The following is a 24621-nucleotide window of genomic DNA, read 5'->3' as shown; positions in this document are numbered from 1 at the left end:
GCACTTCGCTTAGCTATTTAATTCAGCGAGGCACATTGCCAGCGTTCACGGCGACAATATACTGGTGTGTACCGGGTTCGATACGGCCAGTAATGGCAGGAACACTTGCTTGGGGATAAAGTAAATTGGTGTTAGGTGCGCATGGGTATACTCGGGTTTGCCCTTCACCTTGCAATAAAATCAGTTCACTAAATAGCTGCTCTGATTCGACGTGCGCAGGCTGAATCACCTGATGACTGAACCAAGCTGACCAGCCATCTACGGCATACCCTGTCATCACAAATTCCAAAGCAAAATCAGTGGTGATTTCATGGCTACGAAGTTCACCCTGCTCAGTAAATTGTTGGCGCGTTTTCACCACACAACCTTCAAACGGCTGCCATAAAGAGACCAGTGAATCGCCTTCGCGATAGCTATTGATATTTCGGGTGCGACTAAACCATTGACGAGTCTGTGGATGAGCAAAAGCAAAAATATTGTCTCCCGCCCAACCCTGATCCAACCAATTAGTTGATTCAACACACAGTCCGTGCGCGGAGCTGTAGGCAAACTTGCTGTATTTGTCATTACAATTACGCAGCTCGTTTGCAGGTGCGCTATTGGTCAGCAGATAACTGCCCTGACGGCGGGTAATCAGGTGGCGTTCACCAATCCACGTGGCGGGCATATTGCTCGATAATGGTTGTTCTTCTACCGTCCAAAATGGATGCTGTTCAGGTAAATAAAGTGCGTTAAAGGCTTTAAGTGCCAGCATCGGTGACGCGTAACTGGTATAGAATTCACTCACGAGCAAGTTAGGGTAAGCAAAGCCCGGTAGCAACTGTGCCTGTTGATCCCAGATTGGCTGATTCGCCCACCAGCGCATGGTTTGCATCCAGTAGCTTTTTGCCGTTGCGATATCAATATCAGGATGTTCAGTACGCGCCAATTCCGCCCAAAAAGCAGCACCAGCAAAGCGATAATTCAACGAGCGGCCGTAGCACAGAGGCTGACCATCTTCGCCAAACCAATATTGATAGCGATGAGAAAACTCTATTGCACGGTCAAGCAAAAGCTGACTGCCAGCACTCTGATAGTTGTCCCAGCGGGCGTACACCAATGCGTAAAGTTGGAAAGCAAACGGGTTGTAATAGTCCACCACACCTGTGAGACCATCCTGATACCACCCGTTTTTCAAATGCATTTCATCAATAAAAGCGAGGTCTTGTTCAAGCACCTGTTGCTGAATTTCCACACCCAGTAACGATAGTGCTTTTAAGATCAGAACCCTAAACCAGCGCCAGTTGTTTGGTGGCAACTCTAAATCGGAGACGGAATTTAACCAACTCACAAGATTGGTGCGTTGCTCGCGATCTAACGGCTGCCAGTAAAATTCGTTAGCATCGATCAACGCGACTGCAATCGATGACATCTCCACAACACGTTGGTCATAATTGCGTGGAAACTGCCAAAAGTCTTGGTGCATGGGATTGGTACCGTTGGCGATTAACTGGCACAACTCGGCATGCTCATCTTTCAGCGCCTCTCCAGCAGGCACTGCGCCCCACATCAAACGACAAACATGTTCGATACCCGCAACGTCTGCAGTATAGTGCGCAGCACTATTGAAATTTGGCTCGTCCTGTGTTGTTCCACGAACAACGTCCATTTGGCGCTCTACAATCGCTTTTAGCATTTTCAGCGTTTCAGAGCGGCTGATGCATCCTTGCTCCGTATTTGCCAAACAATTCAAACTTATTGCCACGGGTCACTCGCTTAACAACAAAATCATCAATGAATGAATTAAAACTCATAAGCTATAATTATTGAAACGCTTTTTTATATTTTTGATATAAAGATCAAAACTACGTTTTATTTTTTTATCTCAACGCCCACCTAGCTCACAAAATTGAACTAGAGCAAACAATATAATTAAAACATTGTTTCAATAATTTATTGTGGGCTGTATGAACCTTGCTCTGTTACTCATGGAGCAAACACGCTGAGATATGCTGGGTTGATAGGACTACGGGATTGTAAGCACACTGAAACAGGGAAAATTAACCTATGACAGCGTGCTCTTTAACAATGCTTATAGAATTACGCAAAAGATGGATGTGCACGCCAGATTAGTTCTGGCGCATAAATCGCGCGTAATAGAGAGGTGGTAATCCTCGATGCAGACATCGCCCCATCGCATCCAGATAAGGGCGAAGGTGAGAGAAAAACTGATAATACCCTTCGCATAGATAGTGCTTTGCGGATATGGATAGCTCTCCGTTTGCATCAATGCGCTGCGCTGGGCACGCGCCATGACAAAGCGAACGTTGGTCGCATCGTTGACAATGAGTTTGGCTGCCAATCGGCTTGCGGGTAGAAAATTGTTGCTGGATGGGCGTTTCAATCAAGTCAGGATAATCTCGCTGGTTGATGTTGCCCACTTTGAATTGTGGATAAACAAAGTGGTCACAGCTATACACATCACCATTGTGCTCGACAACGAGGTTCTCACCACACTGAGGGGAATGAACACAAATAGAAGACGGCATACCCAAATGCATGCCGAGCGCATTGTCAAAATGACTGACGTACACCTTGCCAATGTCTTCTTTACGCCACTCTTCAAACACATCCACCATAAACTGACCAAACTGCTCTGGAGATACGCTTCGCTCAGAGACACCTTTGCCTTTCTCCGGTTCAACAATTGGGATGAACTGAATGAACGTCACGCCAAGCTGTTTCAGGTGTCGATACACTCGTTTGCCATGGTCGCCGTTATGATTCTGAATCACAGTCAGCACGTTAGTATCAACCTGATACTTTTTTAACATCTGCAAGCCTTGGATGACCTGACGATAGGAGCCTTTTCCGCTACGGGTTTTACGATAGTGGTCATGCAGTTCTTCGTCGCCATCGATACTGATACCAACCAAAAATTCATGTTGTTTTAGAAACGCCGCCCAATTATCGTTGATCAGCACGCCATTGGTTTGCAGCGTGTTGATGATCTTCATTCCCGGACGAGCGTACTTCTTTTGCAACACGACGGCTTGGCGGAAAAAATCCAGCCCTCTTAGTGTCGGCTCCCCACCCTGCCAACCAAACGTCACTTCAGGGCAACCTACGGGTTGGCTCTCAATATAGCTTTTAATGTGAGCCTCAAGTGTCGTATCACCCATATCAAACTGTTTGGTTTGCGGGTAATAGTCGGTTTTGTCGAGATAGAAGCAATAATCGCAATCCAAGTTGCACAAAGGGCCAATCGGTTTGGACAAAATATGAAACGGACGCTTTGCTTTCGCTTTACTGGTGGGGATTATAAGTGACACCGTAACCAAAACTTATTCTTAGTAGGAAAATTATTTTAAAATGCCATTTCAATTTATCATCAATCCGTGATCGCAAACAACAATTATAAAACCATGTTTCAATATAATAATTAAAACCCTCTACTATTATGAATCATGAAAAAACCCAATTTACTCTATGTATTTCCCGATCAATTTCGCCTGATGTCGTTAGGTATCTGGCAAGATCCCAACTATCGTGACTTAATTCCCGGTGTGGGGGACCCTGTCCATACACCCAACCTTGATGCGTTTATCCAACAATCAACGTTGCTTAACAACGCAGTAAGTAACTGCCCAGTTTGTAGCCCGCACCGCGGTAGCTTGATGACCGGACAATTCCCATCTCGCAGTGGTGTACCGCTGAATTGTAACTCAGACCGTGTAGATTCCGAGTTGCCAGAAACTGCGATTTGTTTCACTGATGTGCTGTCAGAGGCTGGCTATAACGTCGGTTATATCGGCAAATGGCATTTGGATGTACCGACACCAAACGATCCGGCTAAGCCCGGTCATTATGTTGATCCAAGAGTCCCAGCCTGGGACTCGTACACCGAGCCACAGCGCCGCCATGGTATCGATTTCTGGTATGGTTACGGCACGTTTGATGAGCACAACAACCCACACTACTACGACACCGACGGCCGCCGTCACGAGCCAAAAGTGTGGTCGGCAGAACATGAAACCGACAAGGCGATTGAGTATCTGAAGAACGAACAAGGCCAGCGCGACGCAGACAAACCTTTTGCGCTGTTTATGTCGATGAATCCGCCACACAGCCCATACGACAGCCTTGACGATTGCCGTATGGAAGATTGGTTACGTTACAAAGACACGCCTGTTGATGAGCTTTTATTGCGCGAAAACGCTGATACGAGCCTCGAAAAAGCCAATAGCGCGCCTTATTACTTTGCCAATGTTACAGGCACCGACAGTGAGTTCGGCCGTCTGGTTGAGACACTGAAAGCGATGGGTGAATGGGACAATACGATTGTCGTATTTACCAGCGACCACGGCGAAACCTTGTGCAGCCAAGGTGTTGATGATGCCAAAAATTGCCTTTACAACGAGGCGTTCTCAGTACCTTTCATCGTGAAAGCTGCCGAGCAGAGTCAAGCAAATCAACACCCTGCCTTTTTGAGCAGTGCTGATATTATGCCAACCGTATTGGGCTTGATGGGGCTTTCATCATCTTGCCCAACCAACATTCATGGCCGCGATCTCGCAGAGATTTTCCGCTCAGGTGCGATTGATAACAGCCCGACTTATGCTCTCTATCTGAAGAACATGAATACCGCTCCAGGTGCAGACGGTAAAATCCGTGGCTATTTCGCTTCCGTCCGAGGCATTAAAACGGAGCGTTACTCCTTAGCACTGCATATTGATGATTTCGGTCAGCTCGAGAAAACCCAATTTTTCGACAACATCCAAGACCCATACCAAACCAATAACCTGGAATTCGAGCCTGAACAACCAGACCTTCGTCGCCTATTGCGCGCCATGGCGGAAGAATTAGTTCGAACTGACGACCCGTGGGCCGATGGCCGAGTGCTTGACCACTTGCTTCCATATGACTTGTTCAACAAACGTGACACAGAGAAGGAATTCTCATGAGTAACGATACACTCCCTAATGTCATTATTATGTATGCCGATGATCTCGGTTTCGGCGATTTGAGCTGTTACGGGGCAAACGACATTCCAACGCCTAACCTGGATAAACTGGCTGAAGAAGGGCTTAAATTCCATCAAGGTTATGCCACGGCAGCGACATGTACACCGTCGCGCTACAGTTTACTGACAGGCTCTTACCCTTGGCGTAATCCTAACGCGGCCGTTTTACCTGGCGATGCCCCGCAGATCATCACCATCTCTGATTTTACAATGCCAAAAATGTTCCAAAAGGCAGGCTATCGCACTGGTATCGTCGGTAAATGGCATTTAGGACTCGGCAATGGTGAACTCGATTTCAATCAAGAAATTCAGGGAACACCAAACGATGTCGGTTTTGACGATTCCTACATTATGGCTGCGACCAATGACCGTGTTCCATGTGTTTACATCGACAATCGCCATGTTGATAACCTCGATCCTTCAGACCCGATTGAAGTGACCTACGATTGGGATCAAGCCTTTGATGACGTACCTACAGGCCGTCACAACCCAGAGCTTCTGGATGTCATGTACGATCATGGCCACGACGGCACGATCATCAATGGCGTTAGCCGTATCGGTCACATGCGCGGCGGTCAATCCGCAATCTGGGATGATGAAACCATGGGCGAAGTGTTTGCTGACAAAGCCATTGAGTTTATCGAGCAAAACCAAGATCAGCCGTTTTTCCTTTACTACGCCTTGCATCAACCGCACGTACCGCGTATTCCGAACCCTCGCTTTAGAGGCGTGACACCTCACGGTGTTCGCGGCGATGTGATCGTCGAAATGGATTGGTGCATTGGGCAGGTCCTCGATAAGTTGGAAGAGCTACAGCTGGCTGATAATACGATCGTGATCTTCTCCAGCGACAACGGCCCTGTATTAAACGATGGCTATAAAGATCAAGCGGTAGAGTTCAACGGCGAACATAGAATGGCTGGCCCACTGCGTGGCGGAAAGTACAGCCTGTTTGAAGGTGGTACCCGAGTGCCATTTATTGTCCGCTGGCCAAACGGCGCTACCCGAGGGGAAACGGAAGCCTTGTTCAACCACGTCGATCTTTACCATTGTTTTGCTCAGCTAACTGGCAGTGAACTGCAAGCGGAAGAAGCACCGGACAGCCAACCGCTGCTAGACACGTTACTGGGTAAGGAACCTCAAGGCCGAGACAATATGGTGCTTGAAGGGATGCAATACAAAAAGGTATTCAGAGACCAGCGTTACGCTTATATTCCGCCGCACGATGACGATTTTATCTGCCAATATACGGGGAATGAAAAAGGCAACCTCTCTAGCGCTCAGTTATTTGATTTGCACGATGATATTGGCCAAGTCGTTAACCTCGCCGAGCAGTATCCCGAAAAAGTAGAAGAGTTAGCAGCTCTGCTTGAAAAGAGTATTAAAGCACCACGCACTCGTTAATCGCTTCTCGTTTATCGTCGCTTACACCACGAGAGCCCAAACTTGGGCTCTCTGATTTCCAATTCGAAAGCCCAGCTTCTCGTTTCACCTGACCTACAGTAGCGACTCCTCATTAGCCACTTTGCGAAATCGCAATAATACGCTTAATCAACTCATCAGCGCTCATGTCTGGGTTTCGGTAAAAACGGAAGATTTCTGAGTTTATTGCCTGTTGTGCGACAGGATTCACCGCCATGGAATCGATCATGCTTGGCACGGCGAGGTTGTGTTCCAATCCATAGTGAAAGTCCCGATAAGACTGAATCTGACAAGGATTAAAATCGCTGATATCGATATCGGTGCGCACTGGAATCGAGCCTTTCACGCGGTTAAATTCGGTTTGAAAATCCACATCGGCAAGCACGTTTGCAGTTTGGTGTGCGACTTCTGCAGAAAACGACTTACTCGACATAAACACTAAGCTGTCCATGTTGTAGAGAAACACACCATCGCTATCTGGCGTCGGATAACAGCCGATCTCGGAGGGTACGGACACTTGATTAGCAAGCAGTTCACCCAAAATCCAGTCGCCACCAATTTGAAACAGCGCCTTATCGTTAGCTAAAGCTTTGGTGGCGGTATCCCATTTACTGTCCGGTAATTGGTTGTCGATAAGTAAACTCAGGCGACGAAACTGGTTTAGTGCTTCGCGCAACGTCTCGCTGTCGATACTGTCTCGCTGCAATTTAACCATCGCATTGGTGTAAAACTCAACGCCACCCGTTGAGATAACCAAGTTTTCGAACAGTTGAGCCACTTGCCAGAGTTGCTCACCTACCGCAATTGGGATCATGCCATTTTTCTTCGCCAGTTCCATCGCGCTGAACATCTCTTGCCAGTTTTTAGGTGCAGACAAGCCAAGCTGTTTGAGCAAATTGTGGTTGACCCAAAGCCAGTTCAGGCGATGCAAGGTTAAAGGTAGCGCGACATAACCGTTTTGTGTTTTGTTTATATCGATAGAAAGTGGGTACAACACTTCGTTCCAGCGCTGCTTTTCCGCGACCGCATTGACGTTGTATAAAATACCAATCGCGTCCCATGCTTTGATACTCGGCCCTTCAATTTGAGCGAAGCTCGGCGGATTGCCCGCAAGCGCTCTGGCTTGTAACACCGTCATGGCGCTATCGCCACCACCGCCCAATACCGGGCTTTGAATCAGTTCGATATCGTGCTGTTTAAGCTGTGTTTTCAGGATTTGAAGTGCTTGTTTTTCTCCATCAGATGTCCACCAATGTAAAAACTCCACCCCTTGTGGCGGTTCTGCGTGAGCAAAACACGGTGCGATCAGCAATGGGAACAAAAATGCCAGTTTGTTCATAGTTAGTCTCTCGGGAAAATCAGTGTAGCGCAGAGGCCGCCAAACTGAGAATGGCTCAACGACAAACTGCCGCCATGAGCCTTTGCAATACTCTGCGAAATGGTTAACCCCAACCCGTTTCCTTCTTTGTCTTTGCTAACGCGAAAGTAAGGCTGGCAGAGCTTTTCTAATAGCGGTTCGCCAACACCATCTCCGTGATCTTCAATCTCTATCTGGATCGATTCTGGACTTTCACTCAGGGTAATGTCTGCTTGGTGGCCGTATTTAAGGGCGTTATCGACCAGATTCTGAATACAGCGCTTAATCGCCAGTGGCTTACCGGCAAAATGGGTTCGGATTTCGCCGTGAATACGAATGGCGTCTGGCGCATCGACGATATTGGAAGCGATGTGTTGAATCAGCTGATAGAGATTAATTGGTTCAATTTCCTCGTGGATATCGGTCTCTTTAATGCACTGCAGCGCGCCTTTAACCATCAAATCTAAGTCATTACTTAGGCGAGTAAAGCGCTCTCGGTCGTCATCGTTGTCCAACATTTCAGCCCTTAGTTTCAGGCAAGCAATTGGTGTTTTAAGGTCATGAGAAATGGCACTGAACAGCATTTCACGGTCTTTAATGTGGCTGTCGATGCGGCGATTCATTTTATTGAATGCTCGAACGGCGGCTTTGAGTTCGTTGCTGCCACGTTCAGACACTTCGGGCACGTCCAATCGGCTCGACATCAGAGTTGCCGCTTTCGCTAACTCGCGAATAGGTTGAATCTCTTTACGGACGATAAACCACGTACACACCAGTAGCATCAGTGCCGACAACAGCAGTGTAAGCCATTGCCTCCACTCAAAATAGTTGGTTTCTAAGTTGACGTAAGGAGCGGGTAGTACCGCCGCGAGATAAAACCATTCGTTTTGGGCCACTTCAACCTGCATCACCAGAATTGGCGGGTTGAGATCGCCAAACGAGAGCGAATAGTGTGCCCACAGCAAAGGCAACTCGTCGATAGGTAACTCGTTGTTAAACACTTTGAGCTTGTCGCGCTGAGTAAACTCAACATTGATATTGGGAATACCGTTCAACTCACTCTTTAACACTTGGCGAACCTGATTGATCACCAAGGTTTTGCGTTCACTCTCAGGCAACGGGTCAACTTGAATTTGATGATTATTGAGTGACACAAAAAACCGCGTCCCGCCCATGCTTCTTAATTGGTTAAGGACGAGGTGACGATATTCAGACGGCAGAGTTTGAAAAAAAGCGATGGTTGAAGAGGCGCTCAAAGCGAGGCTTTTTACCGTGGTTGTCAGACCCTCTTTGTCTCGCTCACTGGCATGCTGATACCAGATGATGCCCGACAAAACCTGCGCCAGAATAATCACCAACAGCAGGAAGACACTGGTTCGGACAACCAGAGATCCCGTCCAGCGTTTAATTCTCATAATGTACATCCGTTGTGAGCATGTAGCCTTTGTTGCGCACGGTTAGGATCAAAGATCGATCTTTATCTTCAAGGTGATGACGCAAGCGACTGATCTGCACATCAATCCCGCGTTCAAAAGGATCGGCATCGCGTCCCCAAATCTCTCGGGCAATATCATCACGAGAGAGGATCGATTGAGCATGGTTGACGAACAAACCGAGTAGCGACAGGTCAGCACCACTGAGCTGTTTTACCTCTTGGCTGGAAACGTGGGTTAACTGGCGAGTCACGGTATCTAATAGCCAATCATCAAAACGTACTTTACGTGTGAGTTTTGTAGTTGATGTTGATTGGCTACGTCTGAGGATGGTTTTTATGCGAGCAAGCAATTCGCGCGGGCTGAATGACTTGGTGATGTAGTCGTCAGCCCCCATTTCTAACCCCGCTACTCGATCAGCTTCTTCGGTGACGGCAGTGAGCATGATGATTGGAATATCGGAACTTTTACGCAGCTTCTGACAAAGGGTAAAACCGTCTTCGCCGGGCATCATTATATCGAGAATGATTAAATCAGGATGGTGCTCTTTTAGCAGTTGCCACATCACGTCACCGTTTTCTGCACAGAGAACCTCAAACCCCGCTCGACCAAGGTAATCCGACAACGCATCTCGAAGGTCGAGGTTGTCATCGACGACCAATATCTGCTTGCTTTCCATCCTACTCTCCCTGTGCCTGCCCCTGTGATTAGCGCTGGTCAATATGATGCATTCTTAATCACTTATGCACAATCGAGCCGATTGCAATTTTACTTATTGGTATCAGAGATTTGTAAGCTGCCACTTACAAACTGATTGCCTTTTGTAACCTTGGGCGCCGCCTTACTCGCTATGATCATCCTGACCTTACGTGAAACAACATGACCTGAAGGAATCAGGTCTCTATAACACTGACTTTCGTCAGGAGGAAACCATGTTTGCAACTATATTTGGACAACTACAAAAAATAGGGCGGTCTTTGATGCTGCCTGTGGCTGTGTTACCCGTCGCGGGCTTAATGCTGGGTATTGGTAATGCAGGTTTTGCCTTTATCCCAGACGCGGTAAACAAAGTAATGCTCGCGGCTGGTGACGGGGTATTTGGCAACATGCAGCTGATGTTTGCCGTCGGTGTTGCACTCGGCCTCTCTAAAGGCAATGACGGCGCAGCCGCACTAGCGGGCTTAGTCGGGCTTATCATAATGAATGCTTCGTTAGGTATCGTCATTGGGCTTCGTGGTCTGGAAACTGACGCCACCATTATGGGTGTCGAGACACTGCAAACTGGTGTATTTGGCGGCATTTTCATTGGTGCAGTGGCCGCGATCATGTATAACCGCTTCTACAATATAAAGCTGCCGGAATACTTGGGTTTCTTTGCAGGTAAACGATTTGTGCCTATCGTCACTGGCCTTTCCGCAATCGTAGTTGGTGCTATCCTCGCGTTCGCATGGCCACCTGTAGGACAACTTCTTGATGCCTTCTCTCATTGGGCAGCATACCAAAACCCAGTACTAGCTTGGGCTATGTACGGTGCAGGTGAGCGTTCTCTCCTTCCAGTGGGTTTACACCACATCTGGAATGCACCATTCTTCTTCGAAGTCGGTAGCTATATCGACCCTGAAACGGGCAAAGAGTTTACTGGTGAGCTAACTCGCTTCTTCGCCGGTGATAAAACCGCAGGTTATCTGTCAGGCGGCTTTATGTACTCAATGTGGGCGCTACCAGCAGCAGCTCTGGCGATATACCACTGTGCGACGCCTGAGCGTAAGAAAATTGTTGGTGGTTTGATGATGTCAGCGGCGTTGACCTCTTGGCTAACTGGTATTACTGAGCCAATCGAATTTACCTTCCTTTTCGTCGCGCCAGTGTTGTACGTGATTCACGTTTTCCTTACCGGTATTGCGTTTGCGATCACCGCATTTTTGGAAATCAAACACAGTACCGACTTTGCTCACGGCGCAATTCAGTTTTTCCTTTACTACCCGATGTCGAGCAACGCGTGGATGTTCATCATCATCGGTCCAATTTGGGCGACGCTTTACTACGGTTTGTTCCGCTTCCTGATTGTGAAGTTGGATCTAAAAACGCCGGGCCGCGAAACCGATATTGCAGAAGTGAAAATTGCCGGACAACCTGATGAAATCGCTGTTGATGTGGTTGCTGCACTGGGCGGAAAAGCCAACATTAAGTCAGTCGATGCCTGTATTACTCGTCTGCGTGTCTCGGTTAAAGACATTGCCAATGTTGACGTTGCGAAACTGAAGGCGTTGGGAGCAAGAGATGTACTGGTGATTGGCGATAGCTTACAAGCGATTTTTGGTACGCAGTCTGACTCAATTAAGTCAGAAGTGCACAGCGTACTTGCGACCTCCTGATCTTACCTTCCCCCATCCGGGTAAGATTTGCCAACCTCCCTGTGAGGTTGGCTTTTTCGTTTTTCCTTTATCGCAGGTTTTTGACCTGTGACGAATTAAGAGCGTTCCAAAAGCGCTTTAAGATTATGGGCGATCTCTTCAGCCGCCAGCATTCCGCGGTTAAGTGACCACAATTGTGGTGAAACCTCGATAACTTGTTGCTTTTTGACTGAAGTCAGCAATTTGAACAATGGATTTTTGCGCCATTCATCGACAACATTGGGGGTGGAATACAGCCCAATCAGTAACCAATCTGGGTTAGTTTTGAGAAGAAACTCAAAACTTGTCGGCAAATATGCCGTTTGAGTGTTATCAGCAAGAGGACTGTTTAGCCCCAGAGAATACAAAACCCCTCCAGCGTAAGAAACCGGACTATGCAGCCACATACCTTTGTCGGAAACGACGCCAAACTGTATGGTCTCTTGAGTAGCAAAGTGCTGTTTAAACTGCGCCATCGATTGATGATGCTGCTCGACTCGCTGCATCATTTGATCTTGCTTTCCAATCGCGACACCAATTTTTAATGCAGACTCCAGATTCTCTTGGTACGTCTCACCACGACTTTTTAGCAACAATGTTGGCGCTATTCGCTGCAAATCCTCATAGATAGTACGATGACGTTCCGCGTCAGCAATGATGAGATCCGGCTTGAGTTGCGCGATCACTTCTAGGCTAGGCTGTGATCTAGCACCAACAGACTGCCAAGGCTCAACTTTCTCTCTAACGGCGGCAATGACGCGTGTTGGGTCTTTATCATCGGCAACACCAACTGGCGACACATCTACTGCGGCTAAGGCATCCACAAAAGAAAACTCTAAAACAACGACACGTTCTGGAATCGTTTCTATCTCGAATGTGCCCTGCTCATCTTGAACGGTGCGCATCTGAGCCATGGCTGAAGATGAAGCAATGACAAGCATAAGCAACATTAGTGAACACACCAAGAAACGGTCAGTCGCCAATCGAGCTTTATTTTCCATAACAATATTCTCCAATACTATGATCGGCAAAGTCGCCAACTTAAGCTGACGACTTTTTTCTAGATCAGTAAATCAAGTTCAAGGCGCTAAAACTGGTAGTTCAGATCAAGCGTGTAAGAGCGTCCAGGCGCTGGGTAGCGACCAACAGGGCTAGTATCGATTCCGCGGAAGTAATAATCTTCATCAAACAGATTGTTCACGGAGACATTCATGCGCAGCTTACCTTTTTCATCCTTGTATAAGTCCGTACCTAAGTTAAAGTTCCAGACCATATAAGACGGTACTTTACCAGTCGCTCCCGTACTATCTTCAGAGCTAGTGTTGGCGTTATCGGTGTACGCCTCGCTGAAATAGAAGCCAGATAACGTGGTATCTACGCCAGAGAAGACATAAGTCGCATCCCAGCCAAGTTGGTGCTTGGAAGAGAACGGTAGCTGATTGCCTTTGTTGTCACCGTCTTCTTCGAGTGTGGCATCTAAATAGTTGTAGCTTGCCCCCAGGCTGAGTAACGGTAATGACTCGGGAACATATCGAGCTGACAGTTCAATACCCTGATGCAGTGTTTTACCAATGTTGTCAAAAGTTTGCGTCGCACTCTGCCATTGCAGTTGATCCTCGAAATCAACGCGGTAAATCGCCGCGTTGAAACTTGTCTCGTTCTGAGTAAAACGCGCGCCCACTTCGTAGTTCCACGCCAACTCACTGCCCTCTTCACCCAAGCCTCGAATGTAAGCTATCTGAGGTGCACGCAGAGATTTTTGCGCATTTGCGTACGTGACCCACTGTTCATTGAGACTATAAGCCAGCGTCAAACCGGGCAACCACTCCGTCACTTTATTATCTGCGCTTTGTTCTTTTCCAAGATCGTCAAAGCTCATATCAACCGATTCAAAACGCAATCCAGGCGTGATTTTGAGTGTATCGTTGAATAGACCAATTTCATTGCTGATGTAACCCGCAAACGCATCGGTATCTAAGTGCCAGTCACGCGGTACATTGGTGGTACCTCCAGAGATAGGCGTTTGCGTAAGTTTGTAATCGATATCTTCGTTTACGTAACGAGCACCAATAATCCAGTTTTGAGTAACGGACTGACCTTCACCAAAATACATTGCTAATTTCGGCTCGATACCATACACAGTAAATTCGCGAGGTGAGGTACGAATATCAGTGGACGGCAAAGCGGGATCAGCCCAGTGCCCACCAGCACTATTAAAGCCCCACTGGAAAAAACGCTCAGATTGATGACCAAAGGTGAGTAACTCAAGTTCAGCACTGTCTGCAAAGGCTAAATCGTGAATGTATTTTACGCTCCAACGCGTCGATTCACCCTGATACTCATCGTATTGGCGTTTCGACTGCTCACGGTCTTGCTGATAATCTTCAGGAGAAAGTGCACCCGGCATTTGAGTGTCTGCTTCATAACGTTGAATAAATGCCTGAAGCTCTTGCGTATCACTAAGTAACCACTGAACTTTGGCTTGGAAATTTTTCACATCCGTATCTGAATGTTCACGGAAGCTCTCACCTTTTAAAAAGTTACCTTCCAATTGCAAAGCGAAAGTATCACTTAACCAACCCCCAGTTCTCAGGTAGAAATCGTTAAGCGGTGTATCTCCGCCTTCAAATACTGTCAGACGATTGCTGATCTCCGTCTGCCAAGTGTGGGGAATCGGTTTGGTGACTAAGTTGATCACGCCACCTACGTTGTTTGGTCCGTACTGAACCGCCGCTCCGCCGCGAACAATGTCAATTCGTTCAATCATGGACAACGTCGCTGGGAAAATAGACTGACCAGTATGGCCATATGGTGCGAGAGTTAGGGGAACACCATCCATGAGCATTTGAGCATGACCACTGCGACTCGCATTTAAACCACGCACTGAAATGTTGGGTAGGACTCCCGTTCCGGTCTCATCCTGAACTTTAATACCAGGAACACTTTGCAGCGCGCCATCAATCGAGCTTGCCACCGTTTTTTTGATTTGATCACTGGTGATGATGGTTCGTGCGCCTGGATACTCTTTAACGTCTTCAATTTCAGAATTACCTATCACGCTACCCGTAACGACAACGGTTTCCATTGCTGTCGTATTGACTTCAGAAGGTGAAGCACTTGCCTGAGATACCATCGTTGTTGAAGCTAGCGAGGACACTATCGCAATAGCCAAAGGATGCATGGTCAACATTTTGTTCATTCGTTCATTCCGTTTCATTATATATGACATACAAATACGAATGAGAACAAATATTAATTATGTTTTCAACATTAACTTAGAAAACATTTTTTATTTACCTTAAAAACACAGACAACAACAAAAAACTAACGCAACATCCTCTCTTCAAAAACAAAAAACCCGCATTCAAACCGGAATGCGGGTGGCTTTAAGTAAGGTAAAGCAGTGGATTATTAATAGAACTGGAAATTAGAACGAGTATTTCGCTACAAACTTAAGGCCGTAACCGTCTTTCTTCTCTTCGCCTTGCTTTTCTACAGAACCAGTTTGAACGACAAAGTCTGTTTTGAATGAATCTGTTACATCGTAGCCAAGACCTAGGTATGCAGTTTGCGCTTCTACAGCCGTACCTTGTAGGTCACCGTCTGCGTATTGAAGTGAACCGTAAACTTTGAAACAGTCAAATGTGTACGCTGCTGCTACAGAGTAAGTTTCACCGTCGTTTGGAGATTCAAGCTTAAGTTCTACACTGTCGCTAGCTTTCAAGCTCGCTGCGTTTTCGAAAGAAATGAATGCCGCGCCAAATTTGAAATCACCCAGTGTTACGTCACCTGCTAAACCGACAGAGTTAGCTTTGTCACCGTCAGAACCGTAAGCTACCGCTGCAGAGAAATCGTCTACTTTGTAGTTTAGAGATGTAGCAAAGTTTGCGTCGTTATTTGAATCGCTATCAGTTTCGTAGTTTGCTGAAAACTCAAGGTCGTTAACTTTTTTCTTGTAACGGATGCCTTGGCCGTCTACACCACCTTGATTGATTTGGTATAGGTTAGAACCTTCACCTTGTTTCGCTTTTCCAAGTACACCAAATGAGTTACCTGTATCACCGAAAGAGAAGTTACCGTAAGTAGTGTGGTCAAATTCTAATTTAATATCAGCGAATTCTGCATTACGGTTTTCTTTTGTCACACTGTCGCCAGCATTAATTGCGAAAGAACCAATGAGTTTCGCATCTTCATTCAATTGATGCGTACCTTTAACTTTTAGGTGTGCATCTGTAAATACGTGTGGTTCTTTCTTTTTATCATCAGCATTAACGTAGATTGCGATACCTTTTGCCCAACCTGACATTTCAACTGTATTTTCATCTGATTTGTAAATTTCGCCAGCTGCTGCTGCGCCAGTAAATAGAACAGAAATTGCAATAGCTAAAGGTTTGATGTTCATATCGTACTCCATGTGTTGCATAAATTTCATCGCAACTAATTGTATTAAAAGTATTTATAGGCTAAGAGATTACATTCTTATGCTGAATGCGCTTCTGAGATAATATTATCGAAATAAATTTAATTTAAAATTGAAATATTATTTTAATTTTAATAAACAAGATCGCGATCATAATTAAACCTATATTTGCAAAGTCACGATATGCAGTTTCATGCACTTAAATTCATGGTTTAAGTGCAGTTAATTGATTAAGATCAAAAATAAAACCAGTCAGAATGGAGGTAACAGGGTTTGATATATAGATATGTATTAAAATCAAACAATACTGTAATGATAAAATTGTGAAATTATAAAAATAAAAATTAGATATGAATCGCAATTCTATTTTTGGATATATTAATTATTCTTTTAAAAATGCTAAGAGCGGGATCGGATATATAAATATATCTCTGAACATTGAAGATAATTGATTTCGCACCTTTGAGGATTATGCTTTTCACATGAATGAGACGCAGGCTAAACAGCAGACTAGAGCGCCAAATCCAGCATGATGGTCGAATGCTTGCGCGTATAAGTGCTGTATTCCAGGTTTCTGAGGGTTGGGATGTTATGATGAGTTCGTAAGCTTTGCAGATTCAACCAACCCGCAATACTCAGTAGATCAAAGGGTTTTAAGATAGACAAAATAAAAAGTCCCCTCATTATGAAGTGACCCCATAAAGTTGGACATTTCTGTTAAGCGGCTTGCAAGGCCTGATTTCGATACTCTATCGGAGTCAGGCCTTTTAATTTCACTTTAATTCGTTTGGTATTGTAATACTCGATGTATTCGTCAATATGAGCGATCAGGTCATCAGCATCTTCAAAGTGCTGGTTATGGTACATTTCTGTTTTCAGTAAGGCAAAGAAGTTCTCCGCAACTGCATTGTCTAGACAGTTTCCTTTCCGCGACATGCTCTGTGTTAAGCAACTTTCAGATAGCTTTTTCTGATATTTCTTATGCCTATATTGCCACCCTTGATCGCTATGAACGATTGGCTTAGCGCCTTCGCCTAAAGTCGCAACCGCGTCTGTCAACATTTCAGTGACCAGAGGTAGACGCCCATTTTTTGCGACCTTATAAGCCACAACTTCCTGTGTGAACAGATCAACGATTGGTGATAGATAGACTTTCTGCTGTTTAACTTTAAACTCAGTGACATCAGTTACCCACTTCTCATCTGGCTTCGTCGCTTTAAAGTCTCGTTCAAGAACATTGGGGGCCACAGTTCCCACTTCTCCTTTGTAAGAGCGGTACCGTTTGGGTCTGACGGTAGACTTCAAGCCTAGTTGACCCATGAGCCGTTGAACCGTTTTGTGGTTAAGCATAACGCCCTGTCTTCGTAGCTCTAAGTGAATACGACGATACCCATATCTGCCTTTATGCTCATGGTAAATTTGCTCTATTAGACTCTTTTCATCTTGATACTGTTCGGCGTCGTTATTTGGCTTCGCATGATAATAGAAAATACTTCTCGCTAACTTTAAGGCATGCAAAAGGTGTTTTAGTGGATAACAGCTTTTAAGAGCTAGAGCTACGTTCGCTTTTTCTTTGTTCGGCGAGGCTTTTCCTGCTCCAGCTCTTCTAACTTTTTTAGAACGGCATTCTCGGCGCGTAAGTAGGCTAACTCCTCTTTTAGCTCCTCCAGCGTTTTTTCATCATCACTTTTTTGCTGGATAAAAGGGTGCTTACTCATTGGTGATCGTCCTCTACTACGTTCAAGCCCCTGAATGCCATATTGTTTGTACTGTTTAAGCCAAACGGAGAGTGTTCCAGAGGAGGAGAAATTTAATACCGCACTAGTGTGGTTGATAGACCAGCCATTCGTCCACATTTTTTTTAACGCTTGGAGCTTGGTTTGAGCATTTTTAGCGAAATCATGAGGCTTAAATGAATCAGCACCATGAATCTCAAACACTTTTCCCCAGTAACGTATTATGCGTGGTGCAATGGAGTAAGTTTGAGAAAGTTCGTAAGATGAACACTCACCCAGTAAATATTGTTTGGCGACCGCACACTTAAATGCTCGGCTATATTTGGACATAAAGAGACCCCCAATAATTGGTGTCCAACTATTGGGGGTCAGTTCATTACTGAAGGGACTCTTTCTAGTGATTTGTAGCGTTCTTAGGTCAGCAATTCATTTATGCTTTTGCTGTCTGTTTGTAGCGGTCAAAGATAACCGCTGCTAGTAGAATTAAACCACGAACAACGTATTGAGAAAACGGAGACATGTTCAGTAGGTTCATCGCGTTTTCTACAGTACCCAGAATAAGTACACCAGCGATAACGTAAGAGACTTTACCGATACCACCTTTAAGCGAAACACCACCCAGAACACAAGCAGAGATAACCACCAGTTCAAAACCAACCGAAGTCATTGGCTGACCAGAAGTCATACGTGCAGCCAGAATAACACCCGCTAGTGCAGCCATGAAACCAGAGATGGTGTAGATCATCATCTTGGTCTTAACCACGTTTACACCTGCCAGACGTGCAGCTTCTTCGTTGCCACCAATCGCCAGTGTATTACGGCCATAAACGGTACGGTTCAGTAAGAATGTGAAGACAGCGAATGTAATCAGTGTTAGCCAAATTGGGGTCGGAATACCGATGAAAGAAGAGTTACCTAACGCGAAGAAGCTCTCTTCTGTGATACCTACCGCTTTACCGTCAGATATGATGTAGCCTAGACCACGAGCGATCTGCATGGTTGCGAGCGTCGTGATCAGTGCGTTGATTTGCAGTTTGGCGATAACAAAGCCGTTTAACAGACCAAATGCCACACCAGAAAGCAGGCCAGCACCCACACCCAGAACGACGCTGCTGGTCGCGTTGATAGCCACAGCGGTGACAACTCCTGAACATGCGATTACTGAAGCAACAGAAAGGTCAAGGTCACCACAAGCAAGGCAGAACAGCATGGCACATGCCACCATACCACTCATTGAGATTGCCAGGCCTAAGCCTTTCATGTTGATGAAAGTTGCAAAGTAGGGAACGAAAAGGCAGCAGAGTATAAACAGGCCTGCAAACACCATTAGCATTCCGAATTTATCCCAGATTTTACCGAAGCTAAAGCTGCCAGTTTTTGGAGCTGACTCTATCGCTTTTGTAGGGTTAGAAGTAGACATAATGATATTCCTTAATTTTAAGCGGCTGCCGACTCTTCTTTATCTAGCATGGCTAGACGAAGTGCGGTTTGTTCATTAAATTCGTCGCGTTGTAGCTCACCGGTTACCGCGCCGTCTTTCATAACAAGTACACGGTCAGAGATACCCAACACTTCTGGTAAATCGCTGGAAACAACGAGTACCGTTACTCCGTTTTCTGCCAGCTTAAAAATGAGTTCGTAAATTTCAGATTTGGCGCCCACATCGATACCACGAGTAGGTTCATCCAGTAAGATGACGCTCATTGCCGTTGACAACCAACGACCAAGAATCACTTTCTGCTGGTTACCGCCTGATAGCTTGCCAATTGGCTGCTCCAGAGAAGAAGCTTTGACATTCAGCGCTTCTTTTTGCTTCGAGGCATTCTTCTTTTCCCAGTCGAAATCAATCAAGCTCTTGAATTTTAAATGCCAAGGGCGAGCACTGATGTTGGTGTTCTCTTGTACCGACATGATAGGAACGATGCCGTCTGCTTTGCGGTCTTCCGAACAAAGCGTAATACCGTAACGAATTGCATCTTGCGGGTTTTTGACGCCAATTTTGACATCGTGTAAGTAAAGATCGCCGCCTGTCTTTTTGTCTGCACCGAAAATAAGGCGAGTAAGCTCAGTACGACCTGCGCCAACCAATCCAAACAAACCAAGAACTTCACCTTGTTTGACATCCAGTGACACCGGTGCGGTTAACCCTGGGCCTTCGAAGTTTTCAATACGTAAACCACTCTTACCATGTTCACGCGGGCGGTAGTTGAAGATGTCACTAATTTCACGGCCAACCATCAGTTCAACTAGACGATCGTTAGTCAGCTGAGAAAGGTCAGTAAATGACTGCACGTGCTGACCATCTTTGAAGATAGTTAATGCATCACACAGGTCGAAGATCTCTTCCATACGGTGCGATACGTACATAATGATTTTGCCCGCATCACGCAGTTCTCGGATAACCTTGAATAAGTTTTGAATTTCGCGCTGTGACAAACTACTTGTTGGCTCATCAAATGCGATAATTTGTGCGTTTCGGCTCAGTGCTTTGGCGATTTCAACCATCTGCCATTGGCCAATAGACAACTCTTTTAGCTGGCATGATGGGTCGAATGTTTCACCTAAACGCTCCAACTGAACTCGTGCGTTCTTGTTGAGGGTTTCTGTATCCACTCGGCCACCCTTGGTCGGTAGTTGACCAAGATAAATATTTTCCGCAACCGTCAACTCAGGGACCAAGTTGAGCTCTTGATAAATAATGGCAATACCGTGCTCAAGCGCATCATTGGTTGAATTCAGCGCTACTTCTTTACCATCAATAGCGATGTGACCTTCCGTAGGCTGATGAAAACCACTTAAGGTTTTGAGTAACGTTGATTTACCAGCACCATTTTCACCCATCAAAGCATGAACACTGCCCGCATCGGCGCGGAAGCTCACGTTGTTCAATGCCTTAACACCTGGGAAGTGCTTCGAGATGTTTCGAAACTCTATGTAAGAGGGGGACTTCGCCATGACATTCTCTCCGTTAAATCAGTTGGTGACGACCAAGCTGGCCGCCACCGAAAGTGAGCTTACAGCCCTTTTTTCGCCAGTTCGTCTTTGAAGTTGTCACGAGTGATAAGAACAACGTCCGTAACTTCAACAAATTTCTCTGGTTGAACGTCTTCTTTTACCCACTTGTATAGAGACTCGATACTCTTGTAGCCGTGTACGTCCGGGCTAGGTAGTAGTGAACCGTAGAAACCGGTTGGTTGAGATTTCGCAAGCTCGTTAACCGCATCCACACCGTTGATACCAATGCCGATTACGTTGTCTGAACCAAAGCCCTGACCTTCCGTTGCACGTACGCCGCCTAATACTGTGTTGTCGTTCATACCAACAATTAGCCATTGCTTAACTGTTGGGTATTGAACTAGTAGAGAGTTCGCAGCGTCCAGTGCTCCTGGAATATCATTGGTTTTGGTTGGTACGCGGTAAATTTGATCAGCTGGGAATCCAGATTGCTCCAGAGCCGAGATAGCACCGTCTACGCGGCGACGCGCCGTATCAAGTTCGTCCGCAGTGATTGCCATAACGCCAGTTGTCGAAGCATCCCAGCTACGCTTCTGCATTTCTTTGTACAGTTCAGTTCCCTGGCGTTCACCGATAGCAGTAGCCGCCATCATAACCAATGGTACGTCTGTCATTGGTTCGCCTTTCGCATTTAGGAACTGGTCATCGACCGTAATCACTTTTAGGTCATAGCTTTTTGCTTTCGCCATGATTGCAGGACCTAATTTAGGATCAGGAGTACAGATAACGAAGCCTTTCGCGCCTTGCGCCGCTAGTGTGTCGATAGCATTCAGGGTTTTTTCGCCATCTGGCACCGCCATTTTTACTACTTCAAAGCCTAAATCTTTACCGGCTTTTTCAGCAAATGACCATTCCGTCTGGAACCAAGGCTCTTCAGGTTGCTTAACTAGGTAGCCTAGTCGGGTGTCATCATTTGAACCGAAAAATGCGTTGGCCGAAGCACTAAGCATAGTTACGCCAGATAGGGCAGCGATTGTGAGTAGTTTTTTTAGTTTCATTGTTATCCATCCACTGGTAGAGGTGAGTGTTCGCTATACATATTTGTGGATTTAGGGACATTTGTTAGTGACAAAAATCACAGCGGAAAAATGTAGCGAATTTGTCCATTCATTTAGCCAAAGGGGCTATGACACAGATCTCAATTATGCGACCAATGATCCAAATTCTCAGTAAGCAACCCAATACCAGCCTAATGAAAACGATGAATTCGCTGGTTTCTTGCCATTCCTACCTGACAGAAGAAGGTGTTAAAAAGAACACAAAAAATCGTCCATGACGTTTTTGTCCATAAAGTTAGCAGACCTCTTTATGGGATAACGTCCCTCCTCTAGCTATAACAACAAGTAGATTTAGTTTGCTGACCAAAAGCTGGAGCAGTCATGGACACATTAAACACACAACAACAGCATGTCATTGGTTTGGACTTCGGTTCAGACTCCGTACGTGCCCTTATCGTAAATGCACAAACAGGCAGTGAAGTATCTTCGTCTGTCGTCTATTACCCGCGATGGATGAAAGGGCTATATTGTCAGCCTGCTCAATCTCAATTCAGACATCACCCTCAAGACTATCTGGATGCAATGACCAGTGCGATCCAAGAAGTACTGACCACGGTTTCGCCTGAACTGGCCTCTTCCATCGTTGGTATCGGTGTCGATACCACAGGCTCAACACCAGCCCCAATTGATGAAAACGGAAACATCCTGGCATTGCTACCGGAGTTCGAAAACAACCCAAATGCGATGTTTGTCCTTTGGAAAGATCACACGTCGGTAACTAAGGCGGATCTGATTAACGAGCTTGCCCACTCAGGTGATTTCACCGATTACACCCGTTACATCGGTGGTATTTATTCGTCGGAATGGTTCTGGGCTAAAGCCGCTTGGGTCAGCGAACAAGACGAACAAGTCGCTAAAAGCGCGTACAGCTGGGTAGAACTTTGTGACTGGATTCCAGCGATTCTCGCCGACGCTCAGCATCCACAAAAACTGCGTCGCGGTATTTGTGCTGCCGGACACAAAGCCATGTGGCACGACAGCTGGGGTGGCCTGCCTGACCAAGCGTTTTTGAGCGCGATTTCTCCAACACTGGATGGCATACGCGATCGTATGTTCACAGAAGTATTCACTTCGGACCAAGCCGCTGGTTACTTGTCAAAAGCATGGGCAGAAAAACTGGGCTTGCCAGAAGGCATTGCGATTGCAATTGGCGAGTTTGACTGTCACATGGGCGCGGTGGGTGCCGGTGCCGGTGCCAATGACTTGGTTAAAGTGATTGGTACCTCTACGTGTGACATCTTGATGGTTGAAGCCGATCAGGTTGGCGATCGCACCATTCACGGCATTTGTGGCCAGGTTGAAGGCAGTGCGATGCCAGAGCTACTGGCGCTAGAAGCAGGACAATCTGCATTTGGTGATATGTACGCTTGGTTTAAGAACGTTCTGATGTGGCCATTGCAAGCTTACGCTGAGCGCAATCCAGACTTTGCAAAGACCGCTGACGAAATTGCGTCTGACTTATTGCCAATGCTTTCGCAAGCCGCTGAGCAGCAGGGTATCGACAAATACACACCTGTCGCGATGGACTGGCTCAATGGCCGACGCACACCATACGCCAACCAACGATTAAAAGGTGCTATCAGTGATTTGAACCTTGGCAGTGCTTCACCAGCCATATTCTCTGCACTGGTTGAGTCAACGGCTCACGGTGCCAAAGCGATTGTGGATTGCTTTATCGAGCAAGACGTCAAGGTTGAACGCGTGATTGCCATCGGTGGTATTGCGCAGAAATCCCCGTTCGTGATGCAGATGTGTGCGGATGTGATTGGTCGAGAAATCATCGTGGTTGAGTCGGATCAATGCTGTGCTTTAGGGGCAGCGATATTTGCGGCAGTCGCGGCTGGCGTTTACCCAGGCACCAAAGCAGCACAAGACGTAATGGCAAGCCCTGTTCGTCAAACATACTCACCAAACCCCCAAGTGCAAGCTTTGCGATCAGAGCGCTACGCGACGTATCGTCAACTTGGTCAACACATGGAACAAATGGCAGAGTTCCATCAATCTCAGGAGCGTGAAGATGTCTGAACAAACAACATGGAATGACGTCGACTCATTCGCTGAACGCATGAAAACACTTCGCCATCAGGTGTGGCAGGCGAACATGGATCTTCAGCGTCATAACCTCGTGACCTTCACCTGGGGCAATGTGTCAGGCATCGATCGCGAATCCGGTTTAGTGGTGATTAAGCCAAGTGGCGTCGAATACAGCGAACTCAGTGCGGAAAATATGGTGGTTGTGGATCTGCAAGGCGAAATCATTGAAGGCAATCTTAAACCTTCTTCTGATACCGCGACGCATCTAGAGCTATACCGCCAGTTCCCGTCAATCGGCGGCATCGTGCATACCCACTCGTCTTATGCGACGTCATGGGCGCAAGCGGGCTCAGCGATTCCCGCATTCGGCACCACGCACGCGGACTACTTCTACGGTCATATTCCTTGTGCCCGCGCTTTGACTCAACAAGAGATTGAAAGCGACTACGAGCTGAATACCGGCAAAGTCATCGTTGAAACGATTGGCGCAACTGATCCAATGGCGATTCCCGGAATTTTGGTTCGCGAGCACGCGCCATTTACCTGGGGAACCGACCCACATAACGCCGTACATAACGCCGTGGTGGTGGAAGAAGTGGCAAAAATGGCGTTCCGCACACTCTCTATCAACCCGAGCACGTTACCGATTCCACAGACCTTGCTGGATAAGCACTACTTACGCAAGCACGGTAAAGACGCGTACTACGGTCAAAAATAATCAACAATTGTCGCCTGGCAAGTAGCGAGGCGA

At 46.4% G+C, this 24621-nt stretch carries 17 protein-coding genes and 1 pseudogene; 5 read left to right on the top strand and 13 right to left on the bottom strand.

Going from position 1 to position 24621, the window contains the following annotated elements; genetic code table 11:
* Positions 1 to 22 precede the first annotated feature (22 nt).
* On the bottom strand, positions 23 to 1744 hold the full coding sequence (locus tag L9Q40_RS21655; RefSeq protein WP_498794604.1) for a DUF2264 domain-containing protein: 1722 nt from the start codon (positions 1742 to 1744) through the stop codon (positions 23 to 25).
* Positions 1745 to 2108: 364 nt separating this feature from the next.
* Positions 2109 to 3311, bottom strand: coding sequence for an anaerobic sulfatase maturase (locus tag L9Q40_RS21650; RefSeq protein ID WP_498794603.1), 1203 nt, complete (start codon positions 3309 to 3311; stop codon positions 2109 to 2111).
* Between the two features lie 135 nt (positions 3312 to 3446).
* Here L9Q40_RS21650 and L9Q40_RS21645 point away from each other — a divergent pair, with 135 nt between their 5' ends.
* Together L9Q40_RS21645 and L9Q40_RS21640 are read left to right on the top strand one after the other, a co-directional pair.
* Positions 3447 to 4943: a sulfatase family protein gene (locus L9Q40_RS21645; RefSeq protein WP_498794602.1), complete on the top strand. Its 1497-nt coding sequence runs from the start codon at positions 3447 to 3449 to the stop codon at positions 4941 to 4943.
* The gene (locus tag L9Q40_RS21640; RefSeq protein WP_498794601.1) at positions 4940 to 6406 is read left to right on the top strand and encodes a sulfatase family protein; all 1467 of its coding nucleotides are present in this window, start codon (positions 4940 to 4942) and stop codon (positions 6404 to 6406) included. Before L9Q40_RS21645 ends, L9Q40_RS21640 begins: the two co-directional genes overlap by 4 nt.
* A 112-nt stretch (positions 6407 to 6518) precedes the next feature.
* Here the strand turns inward: L9Q40_RS21640 and L9Q40_RS21635 are convergent, their stop codons facing one another.
* Genes L9Q40_RS21635 through L9Q40_RS21625 form a run of 3 tightly spaced genes read right to left on the bottom strand, consistent with a single transcriptional unit; the run spans position 6519 to position 9893 of the window.
* Positions 6519 to 7763: an ABC transporter substrate-binding protein gene (locus tag L9Q40_RS21635; RefSeq protein WP_498794600.1), complete on the bottom strand. Its 1245-nt coding sequence runs from the start codon at positions 7761 to 7763 to the stop codon at positions 6519 to 6521.
* A gap of 2 nt (positions 7764 to 7765) precedes the next feature.
* Entirely contained in the window at positions 7766 to 9196 is a 1431-nt protein-coding gene (locus L9Q40_RS21630) for an ATP-binding protein (protein WP_498794599.1), read from the bottom strand.
* The gene (locus tag L9Q40_RS21625; RefSeq protein ID WP_498794598.1) at positions 9186 to 9893 is read right to left on the bottom strand and encodes a response regulator; all 708 of its coding nucleotides are present in this window, start codon (positions 9891 to 9893) and stop codon (positions 9186 to 9188) included. The genes L9Q40_RS21630 and L9Q40_RS21625 overlap by 11 nt, the downstream gene beginning before the upstream one ends.
* Before the next feature lie 253 nt (positions 9894 to 10146).
* Between L9Q40_RS21625 and ptsG the strand changes: the two genes are divergently transcribed.
* A complete protein-coding gene (gene ptsG / locus L9Q40_RS21620) occupies positions 10147 to 11589 on the top strand; it encodes a glucose-specific PTS transporter subunit IIBC (RefSeq protein ID WP_498794597.1) in 1443 nt (480 codons plus the stop codon).
* Positions 11590 to 11684: 95 nt separating this feature from the next.
* Here ptsG and L9Q40_RS21615 read toward each other — a convergent pair whose 3' ends face one another.
* The 8 genes and pseudogenes from L9Q40_RS21615 to L9Q40_RS21580 all read right to left on the bottom strand — a co-directional run bounded on the left by L9Q40_RS21615 (position 11685) and on the right by L9Q40_RS21580 (position 21776).
* Positions 11685 to 12608, bottom strand: coding sequence for a Fe(3+) dicitrate ABC transporter substrate-binding protein (locus L9Q40_RS21615; protein ID WP_498794596.1), 924 nt, complete (start codon positions 12606 to 12608; stop codon positions 11685 to 11687).
* An 86-nt stretch (positions 12609 to 12694) separates the two neighbouring features.
* Positions 12695 to 14836 carry a TonB-dependent receptor family protein gene (locus tag L9Q40_RS21610; RefSeq protein WP_498794595.1) on the bottom strand — a complete coding sequence of 714 codons (2142 nt, stop codon included), beginning with the start codon at positions 14834 to 14836 and terminating at the stop codon, positions 12695 to 12697.
* Between the two features lie 198 nt (positions 14837 to 15034).
* On the bottom strand, positions 15035 to 16009 hold the full coding sequence (locus tag L9Q40_RS21605) for a porin (RefSeq protein ID WP_498794594.1): 975 nt from the start codon (positions 16007 to 16009) through the stop codon (positions 15035 to 15037).
* A 735-nt stretch (positions 16010 to 16744) separates the two neighbouring features.
* Positions 16745 to 17587, bottom strand: a pseudogene (locus L9Q40_RS21600) (IS3 family transposase); the annotation flags it as partial.
* Positions 17584 to 18093 (bottom strand): helix-turn-helix domain-containing protein, encoded by a 510-nt coding sequence (locus tag L9Q40_RS21595; RefSeq protein WP_498791700.1) that lies wholly within the window; start codon positions 18091 to 18093, stop codon positions 17584 to 17586. The gene L9Q40_RS21595 and the pseudogene L9Q40_RS21600, both read right to left, overlap by 4 nt.
* A 100-nt stretch (positions 18094 to 18193) precedes the next feature.
* Complete coding sequence (araH, locus tag L9Q40_RS21590) at positions 18194 to 19183, bottom strand: L-arabinose ABC transporter permease AraH (RefSeq protein ID WP_014235069.1); 990 nt, start codon at positions 19181 to 19183, stop codon at positions 18194 to 18196.
* A gap of 17 nt (positions 19184 to 19200) precedes the next feature.
* A complete protein-coding gene (gene araG, locus L9Q40_RS21585) occupies positions 19201 to 20718 on the bottom strand; it encodes an L-arabinose ABC transporter ATP-binding protein AraG (protein WP_498794593.1) in 1518 nt (505 codons plus the stop codon).
* 59 nt (positions 20719 to 20777) lie between these two features.
* A complete protein-coding gene (locus tag L9Q40_RS21580; protein ID WP_081281040.1) occupies positions 20778 to 21776 on the bottom strand; it encodes an arabinose ABC transporter substrate-binding protein in 999 nt (332 codons plus the stop codon).
* Between the two features lie 381 nt (positions 21777 to 22157).
* On the opposite strand from L9Q40_RS21580, the gene L9Q40_RS21575 reads away from it, so the two are divergent.
* Together L9Q40_RS21575 and L9Q40_RS21570 are read left to right on the top strand one after the other, a co-directional pair.
* Positions 22158 to 23861: a ribulokinase gene (locus L9Q40_RS21575; RefSeq protein ID WP_498794591.1), complete on the top strand. Its 1704-nt coding sequence runs from the start codon at positions 22158 to 22160 to the stop codon at positions 23859 to 23861.
* Positions 23854 to 24588: an L-ribulose-5-phosphate 4-epimerase gene (locus L9Q40_RS21570; protein WP_498794590.1), complete on the top strand. Its 735-nt coding sequence runs from the start codon at positions 23854 to 23856 to the stop codon at positions 24586 to 24588. Before L9Q40_RS21575 ends, L9Q40_RS21570 begins: the two co-directional genes overlap by 8 nt.
* Positions 24589 to 24621 lie beyond the last annotated feature (33 nt).

Origin of the sequence: Allocatenococcus thiocycli (assembly GCF_921292965.1) — a bacterium.
Classification (GTDB): domain Bacteria; phylum Pseudomonadota; class Gammaproteobacteria; order Enterobacterales; family Vibrionaceae; genus Vibrio; species Vibrio natriegens.
The sequence above is the reverse complement of the archived record's forward strand: the minus strand, read 5'-3'. Positions and strand labels throughout refer to the sequence as shown.

Coding starts and splice junctions, on each gene's coding strand:
- L9Q40_RS21570 (WP_498794590.1), top strand. CDS start 23,854: ATGTCTGAACAAACAACATGGAATGACGTCGACTCATTCGCTGAACGC.
- L9Q40_RS21635 (WP_498794600.1), bottom strand. CDS start 7,763: ATGAACAAACTGGCATTTTTGTTCCCATTGCTGATCGCACCGTGTTTT.
- araH (WP_014235069.1), bottom strand. CDS start 19,183: ATGTCTACTTCTAACCCTACAAAAGCGATAGAGTCAGCTCCAAAAACT.
- ptsG (WP_498794597.1), top strand. CDS start 10,147: ATGTTTGCAACTATATTTGGACAACTACAAAAAATAGGGCGGTCTTTG.
- araG (WP_498794593.1), bottom strand. CDS start 20,718: ATGGCGAAGTCCCCCTCTTACATAGAGTTTCGAAACATCTCGAAGCAC.
- L9Q40_RS21630 (WP_498794599.1), bottom strand. CDS start 9,196: ATGAGAATTAAACGCTGGACGGGATCTCTGGTTGTCCGAACCAGTGTC.
- L9Q40_RS21615 (WP_498794596.1), bottom strand. CDS start 12,608: ATGGAAAATAAAGCTCGATTGGCGACTGACCGTTTCTTGGTGTGTTCA.
- L9Q40_RS21610 (WP_498794595.1), bottom strand. CDS start 14,836: ATGTCATATATAATGAAACGGAATGAACGAATGAACAAAATGTTGACC.
- L9Q40_RS21575 (WP_498794591.1), top strand. CDS start 22,158: ATGGACACATTAAACACACAACAACAGCATGTCATTGGTTTGGACTTC.
- L9Q40_RS21645 (WP_498794602.1), top strand. CDS start 3,447: ATGAAAAAACCCAATTTACTCTATGTATTTCCCGATCAATTTCGCCTG.
- L9Q40_RS21580 (WP_081281040.1), bottom strand. CDS start 21,776: ATGAAACTAAAAAAACTACTCACAATCGCTGCCCTATCTGGCGTAACT.
- L9Q40_RS21595 (WP_498791700.1), bottom strand. CDS start 18,093: ATGTCCAAATATAGCCGAGCATTTAAGTGTGCGGTCGCCAAACAATAT.
- L9Q40_RS21605 (WP_498794594.1), bottom strand. CDS start 16,009: ATGAACATCAAACCTTTAGCTATTGCAATTTCTGTTCTATTTACTGGC.
- L9Q40_RS21640 (WP_498794601.1), top strand. CDS start 4,940: ATGAGTAACGATACACTCCCTAATGTCATTATTATGTATGCCGATGAT.
- L9Q40_RS21625 (WP_498794598.1), bottom strand. CDS start 9,893: ATGGAAAGCAAGCAGATATTGGTCGTCGATGACAACCTCGACCTTCGA.